1 protein-coding gene is annotated in these 809 nt (G+C 37.7%); it reads left to right on the forward strand.

All coding sequences use genetic code 11. From position 1 onward, the window contains the following. The first annotated feature begins 75 nt into the window (after nt 1–75). Nucleotides 76–756: an IS6-like element ISEnfa1 family transposase gene (locus Q1X33_RS16570; RefSeq protein ID WP_000191454.1), complete on the forward strand. Its 681-nt coding sequence runs from the start codon at nt 76–78 to the stop codon at nt 754–756. The last annotated feature ends 53 nt before the right edge of the window (nt 757–809 follow it).

Here is an 809-nt window from a genome sequence, read left to right on the forward strand (position 1 = left end):
GGGTTCTGTTGCAAAGTTTCCGATAAGCTCATTTTGAGGTAAAATAATTGAAAAAGATAGCTTGGAGGAATGAAGATGACTCAGTTCAAAGGAAAACAATTTCAAAAAGACGTGATTATCGTAGCCGTCGGCTACTATCTTCGGTACAACCTGAGTTATCGTGAAGTGCAGGAAATTCTGTATGACCGAGGAATTCACGTTTGTCACACCACAATTTACCGTTGGGTGCAAGAATACGGAAAGATTCTTTATCAAATTTGGAAAAAGAAAAACAAACAGTCCTTTTATTCATGGAAAATGGACGAGACTTATATCAAAATTAAAGGAAAGTGGCATTATTTATATCGCGCTATCGATGTAGATGGCTTAACCTTAGATATCTGGTTACGGAAAAAGCGCGACACACAGGCTGCGTATGCTTTTCTAAAACGACTGAAGAACCAGTTTGGAGAACCAAAGGTTCTAGTAACGGATAAAGCACCCTCTATTAAGAGTGCCTTCAGAAAGCTTCAGAAAAATGGACTGTATATAACAACAGAACATCGAACAATCAAGTATCTGAATAATCTGATTGAACAAGACCATCGTCCAATTAAGCGAAGAAACAAATTTTACCAAAGTTTGCGAACAGCCTCAACCACGATTAAAGGCATGGAAGCGATTCGAGGAATTTATAAAAAAAGCCGAAAAGAAGGGTCTCTTTTTGGCTTTTCCGTCTGTACAGAAATCAAAGGACTATTAGGAATCCCTGCTTAAATAAGAATCATCTTGAAAAACTAATGACCTTTTTGAGACTTTGCAACAGAACC

This window comes from Enterococcus sp. B2E4 (genome assembly GCF_030499455.1).
Classification (GTDB): domain Bacteria; phylum Bacillota; class Bacilli; order Lactobacillales; family Enterococcaceae; genus Enterococcus_D; species Enterococcus_D casseliflavus.

Bases quoted from the DNA above. Each gene is read 5' to 3' on its own strand.
- Q1X33_RS16570 (WP_000191454.1), top strand. From the start codon at position 76: ATGACTCAGTTCAAAGGAAAACAATTTCAAAAAGACGTGATTATCGTA.